Source organism: Pseudarthrobacter naphthalenicus, from assembly GCF_029076445.1.
In the GTDB taxonomy this organism is placed as follows: Bacteria; Actinomycetota; Actinomycetes; order Actinomycetales; family Micrococcaceae; genus Arthrobacter; species Arthrobacter naphthalenicus.
In genome coordinates this window covers 1-5,053 of record NZ_JARESG010000054.1, presented here as the reverse complement: position 1 = coordinate 5,053, position 5,053 = coordinate 1, and the positions used below count along the sequence as shown (strand labels likewise).

The window sequence follows — 5,053 nt, the reverse complement described above, 5'->3', positions numbered from 1 at the left end:
GCTTCTCTGCACTTTGCAACCGCCGCGTACGCTCCGATCCCAACGATTAGTACGCGGTACTTCACCTGGTCGATTTATACGCCAGCGGAAGAGATGCTCACAACTGTCTTTGATGCCTTTTTGCAAAAGCATGCTTATTTGAAGAAGAGATGCGCGCGCGCCTGCCCCAAACCCTTGGCCGACCGCGCTGCTCTATACACAGCCCCACAGCGCCAATCCTTTATCTAAGGTCTTGAATAATCCTATGCGCCAGCCCTAGACTCATCGCAACCGGCTAATCCCCGGGGTCTCAAGTTGGGGGAATGATCACTTCTACTGCTCTGTTGGGCTGCCATAAACCGGGAGGCCTTACGAGTTGAGGTTTGATCATGAGAATGAAAATTGGGGGAATAATGAATCTTGTCCGTAAAGCACTACTTGTTCTTGCGACTATGCTGGCCTTATTCTCGGTCGCTGCACCGAGCTATGCTTCCACCACCTTGCCATCGCCTTCGCCGTCGCTCAATAAAGAAGAGCCGGACAATGACCAAGCCAGTCCGTCCGGTCTGTGGTGGCCAGAGGTTGACGTCTATGTAGGGTGCTCCGGAAGTTCTTTTGCATACAGCGGCGCGGCATGGGACCTTCAGGGCGGCGCATATTATGAGACTTGGTGGTCCGTAACCTTCCCAGACGGCACCGGCGAGTACGACAACTGGCCCCGTCAGACGCTGCAAGCGAGCAGCAGCGGCTTCCTGACCACTTCCACGTTCTACGCGGCCAATCATGGATCGGGTCGTTACACCGCAACGATGTACCTTAAGAAGGACGGAAGCGAAGTAGGACGGCATACAACGGAGTGCTACAAGTGAGGGTCTGAATGAACAGTCAGGAATACAGGGCAGGCGAAACAACCTACGGACCACTTGAACTGAAAAGCATCTGGAAGCGTCATGAACTAAGAAATTTCGATCTCATGGTGATATTGCAGGTCTCCGGAGGTGAGCACGCAGCCCAACGCATTCTTCGAGATGAAGAAGTTTCTGCGGAAGACAAAGCATCTCTGGCCATTGCCAACGACTTAGCCAAGCAGAAAGGTTATTTACCTTTGTTTGATTTGGCTGATGATGGCGCTGAAGTATCCGAAGGTCAGCGGGCAGAGCTAGAAGAGTTTTTCGAGTCAGAAGAATGGGAGACCAGAAATCAAAGCAGCACGCGGAACCCCTGACAGGGTGGCTGCGTGAACTCTGAGCATGAAAAGGTCCCCGGTTGAACCGGGGACCTTTTCGTGCTCTTCACATGTCCCGGGTCTGCCGGTTGCCGCGGGCAAGGAGCCCCGTGGCCAGCCGCGTGTAACCGGCAGGAGGGGAAAATCTTGATTCCCAATCGGCCCTGGGAAGATCAGACAGCGTTCGGCCCTGCCAACTAATTACCCGTTAGCGACGGACAGCCGGGATACCCAGGTCTACCTGTCCGCGCTGGACAGCACTGTGAGCGTCGGCGCGTTTCTGTTTGAGGAACTGAACGGTCAGTTCGATGCCTTCTATCTCCCCCAACCACCCCTTCGTCTGAGCGAGCTCACGTCGGGCCATCAGGTCTGAATGGATCTCGTCGAGCCGACCGAGCATTCCGGGGTCGACTTGGAGCATGGGACAGCGGATACAGGCGTGTTCATGCTCGCAAGGGGTGGCGTAGGGGCGTGCACAGTTCCCGAGCTCGACTTTCCGTTTGTCGAAGTGTTCTTCGAATTCAGCCCATTCCGTATCGGTTGGAGATTTGTATTCCCGGGCTGGACGCGCGGCCCGCCGCTCGGCGAGGTGTTTCTGGTAGTGCCGGACCACGTCTTCGCGGAAGACGGTGACGTAGCCGTGGGTTGTTTGGATATCGAGGTGTCCCAGGAGTGCGGCGCCGATATGGATAGGCAGACCGTTATTGACCAGGTCCGTGGCCAGAAGGCGGCGGAAGTCGTGCGGTGTGAAGCGGCAACCACCCAGCTCGGGATGATCGATGGCGACGGCGTCGCTGAGTTTGGCCAGTTCATCACGAAGCGATCCGGCGTTGATCACTTCAGTGCGTTGTCCGATGGTGCGCTGGAAGAGGAACGGCAGCGGCTCGCTAGTGACTCTGTCGTAGGGATTGAATCGAGTCGCCAGTGGCACGCCTTCCCTGTTCCTGGTCAGGCGTCGAATGATCGTGGCGATGACGTGGAAAAGGTCAGGGCTCATGGGTATGACTCGTTCCCGATCATTTTTTGAGGGAGCGACGACCAAGAGTGCGACAATTTCGCTGTTCGGTCGGATGTATTGACGGATGCTCAGCTGAGACAGTTCCAGCAATTCGTCGCACCGAAGGCCGGTGTGCCTCAAGGTCTCCACGGCTGCCCACTGCCAAAAGACGGCGTCCTCGGTGAATGTCACGTTGATCTTGCGGTTGGTGGATAGGTCAAGCACGCGGACGTTGGATGCTCCGTGGAAGCGGCGGTGCCTGGCGTCTCCTTCGGTGTATAGCCGTTGATACTTCTTCCCGCCGATGGTGATGACCTCGTCTTTGCGGGTTTCGGCGGCCACTTTCAGAAGTTCCTGGAAGTGATCTTTCCGTTCTGTGGCAGCGGCGATGAAAGCCGGGAGCACTGGCTGGAGGAGGCGGATTCTGGAGTCCATGCGTTCTTTTGCCCGGCGGGCCGCTTTGCCCGCCGTCCGGGTCTCTCTGCCAGCGATCGGGCAAGGCGCTACCCATCGGGCCCAGTGTTCGGGTTCTTCGGCCGCCCAGCCCTGCAGGTCGAGATAGAAGGCCCTGATGTTCGTCATGATGGCTTCGAGCTGAAGGCGTGGTTTTCCGTCGCGGCGGAGGGCCACCACGGCGCGCCAGCTTTCGTAGTCCGTTTGGGAGATGACGAAAGTCGCCTGGCCAGGGTTGATCTGTTGGAGGCCGTTCCAAAACTTGCCGCAAATGTCCGCTGCAAGGTCGCGCAGGGTGGCGAAGTCTATGTCGTGGCTGCGCCGGGTCAGGTAAGCAACGAAGACGTCGCGGATGTCCGGGTTGATGATGTTATGTTTGTCGACCAACTCGGCCGGCGTCTGAGCCGGGGATCGCATCGCCGCGCGGAGAGTTGGCGGGACCTGGGCAGGAAAGTGCCCGGATTCGGACATCACCCGCCAGGCAAGGTAACCGACGTGCGTCTCATAACCGCCGCCCCATCCCCCTTCGCGCGTGGCTACGGCGTAGTGAAGTAACGCCTCCGCGCTCAGGTCAACGAACCGGATTCCCTGCGTCGTAAGTGCTGATGCCACATCCATCCGAGCGCAGCGTTTGAAGTGGTTGGATGTGTCCTGTTGTTCAACGAGGGCAAGGAAGCGGTCGAGATCGGGATCGTTTTGTGCTTGCTCAAAATGCTCGTGGTAGCGGACGAACGAGTTGATTTTGAAGGCTTCCAGCGAAGGGCGAATGACACGTAGACAGCACAGGAGCATCAGCGAATGTCCGAGTTCACCGTCAAGACGAAAATTTCCGGTGGCCAACTCGCGTATCTTGCGGTGACCATCGTTGAATCCTGACGAGATCCATTTCTCCTGCCAGGTCCGTCCGGAGTGTCTTACGAGATAAGACAGCAGCCATTTCAGCCCGTGATGGCGCAGTGATTCACGTGGCTGACTGCGTGGCCATATCGTGTCGGTCAAGGCGATGATGCTCTCGGGACTTGCGGTGTCCAGATCACCGCGAGGCCATGGCGGAATTTCCGGTCGCGCCGCCGGAGCAGCAATGATGACGGTCTGGTTCCGGGTTCTCCCGGGAACAGCTGCGTTTACCGGCCGCTGTTGTGGTCGTTTAAGGGCCTTAGGCACCGAACACCACTGAGAAGTCGTCGGGGTCGTAGCCTGGGGTCAGCGTTGGTTGGGGTCGTGGGGATGCCATGTGCTCTTGTACTTTTTGGAAGACCTCATCGATCCGAGGCCGTAGATAGGGAGTCATCGAGGAGACTTGTCGGTGCCGGCTGACGGCCATGATTTCAGGCAAGGTCAGATTAGGGTCAGCGACCATGCGGTTGATGGTCGTGTGTCTGAAGTCATGCAGTGACCAGTCCGTGCCCAGCACTGCGTTCACCCGTTGCAGCATTCGGCGGGCAGCGTGATACGTGAGCGGCCGCGGTTTGCCATGGAGTGCACGCCAGATCAATTCATCGGGCCGTGGACTTCCGTGCTCGTGGAAGTACATGGTCAGATACTGCAGGGATTCCGGTGAGACAGGCACCGGCTCCAGGAGACGGGATCCTTTAGATACGACCCATACACGTTGCCCGGCCCAGTCGATCTGATCGCCGTGGACGCCGAGCAGTTCACTCGCGCGGGCTCCGGAGGAGACATACATACTCACCAGGGCACGATCGCGGTTGGTCCGCAGAGCCTCCATCAAATCGTCGAAAAGGTCATCCGGGATGGAACGGGGCAGCCATTCGGACTTCTTTTGCCGCAGAGGAGCCCGATTGGCCCGTGGCATTGTTTCGGTCCGACCTCGATGAACGAGTCGTCTCCGGCCGGCAGCCTCAGGGACCGGGTTTATCAGGGGTCCACGACCGAAGCGTGCGTGGTAGGAGTAAAAAGACGAGATTACCGAGAGGGCGTGATTGATAGTTGCCGGTGCATAGCCCCCGGCCAGGGGACGCTTACCGGTGCGCGAATTCCTGCCCCGGTTACCAGTCCCCGGCCGCTGAGGGTTCACTGCGGACCGCATCCATCCCACGAGGACCTCGACTTCGGCGCGGGTCGCCTGCTCCCATCCACTGCCGAGCAGACTAAGAACGCGCCACCACCTGAGCAGGTCATTGCCATAGGAGCGGACGGTCAAAGGGCTCATATCGCTCAGAACGAGATCCCGGAGGAACACTGAGAAGTCCTCGATCTCTTGCCCTTTGTCGTCGATGACGACGTAGGGCAAGAGGCCGTCCGTTCTTGGGACCACGGCGCCTATTGCCAGTAGGCCAGTCCGTCCCTCGAGCAGTTTGAGCCGCACGTCGTCCATGAGTACCACCTCTCCGGAGAACCCTGATCCAGACTCTACGATGAAGTTCAGTTAACAGGAC

At 58.3% G+C, this 5,053-nt stretch carries 5 protein-coding genes; 3 read left to right on the top strand and 2 right to left on the bottom strand.

Annotated elements, in window-relative coordinates; all coding sequences use genetic code 11:
• From PY310_RS21180 to PY310_RS21170, 3 genes are all read left to right on the top strand, one after another.
• On the top strand, positions 1 to 228 hold a 228-nt coding region (locus PY310_RS21180), incomplete at its 5' end, for a hypothetical protein (protein ID WP_275216604.1).
• Positions 229 to 368: 140 nt separating this feature from the next.
• The gene (locus PY310_RS21175) at positions 369 to 848 is read left to right on the top strand and encodes a hypothetical protein (RefSeq protein ID WP_275216603.1); all 480 of its coding nucleotides are present in this window, start codon (positions 369 to 371) and stop codon (positions 846 to 848) included.
• An 8-nt stretch (positions 849 to 856) separates the two neighbouring features.
• Positions 857 to 1,204 carry a hypothetical protein gene (locus PY310_RS21170; protein ID WP_236803008.1) on the top strand — a complete coding sequence of 116 codons (348 nt, stop codon included), beginning with the start codon at positions 857 to 859 and terminating at the stop codon, positions 1,202 to 1,204.
• Positions 1,205 to 1,412: 208 nt separating this feature from the next.
• On the opposite strand, the gene PY310_RS21165 is transcribed toward PY310_RS21170, so the two are convergent.
• Together PY310_RS21165 and PY310_RS21160 are read right to left on the bottom strand one after the other, a co-directional pair.
• The gene (locus PY310_RS21165) at positions 1,413 to 3,653 is read right to left on the bottom strand and encodes a tyrosine-type recombinase/integrase (protein ID WP_275216601.1); all 2,241 of its coding nucleotides are present in this window, start codon (positions 3,651 to 3,653) and stop codon (positions 1,413 to 1,415) included.
• 157 nt (positions 3,654 to 3,810) lie between these two features.
• A complete protein-coding gene (locus tag PY310_RS21160; RefSeq protein WP_275216600.1) occupies positions 3,811 to 4,992 on the bottom strand; it encodes a tyrosine-type recombinase/integrase in 1,182 nt (393 codons plus the stop codon).
• Positions 4,993 to 5,053: the final 61 nt, after the last annotated feature.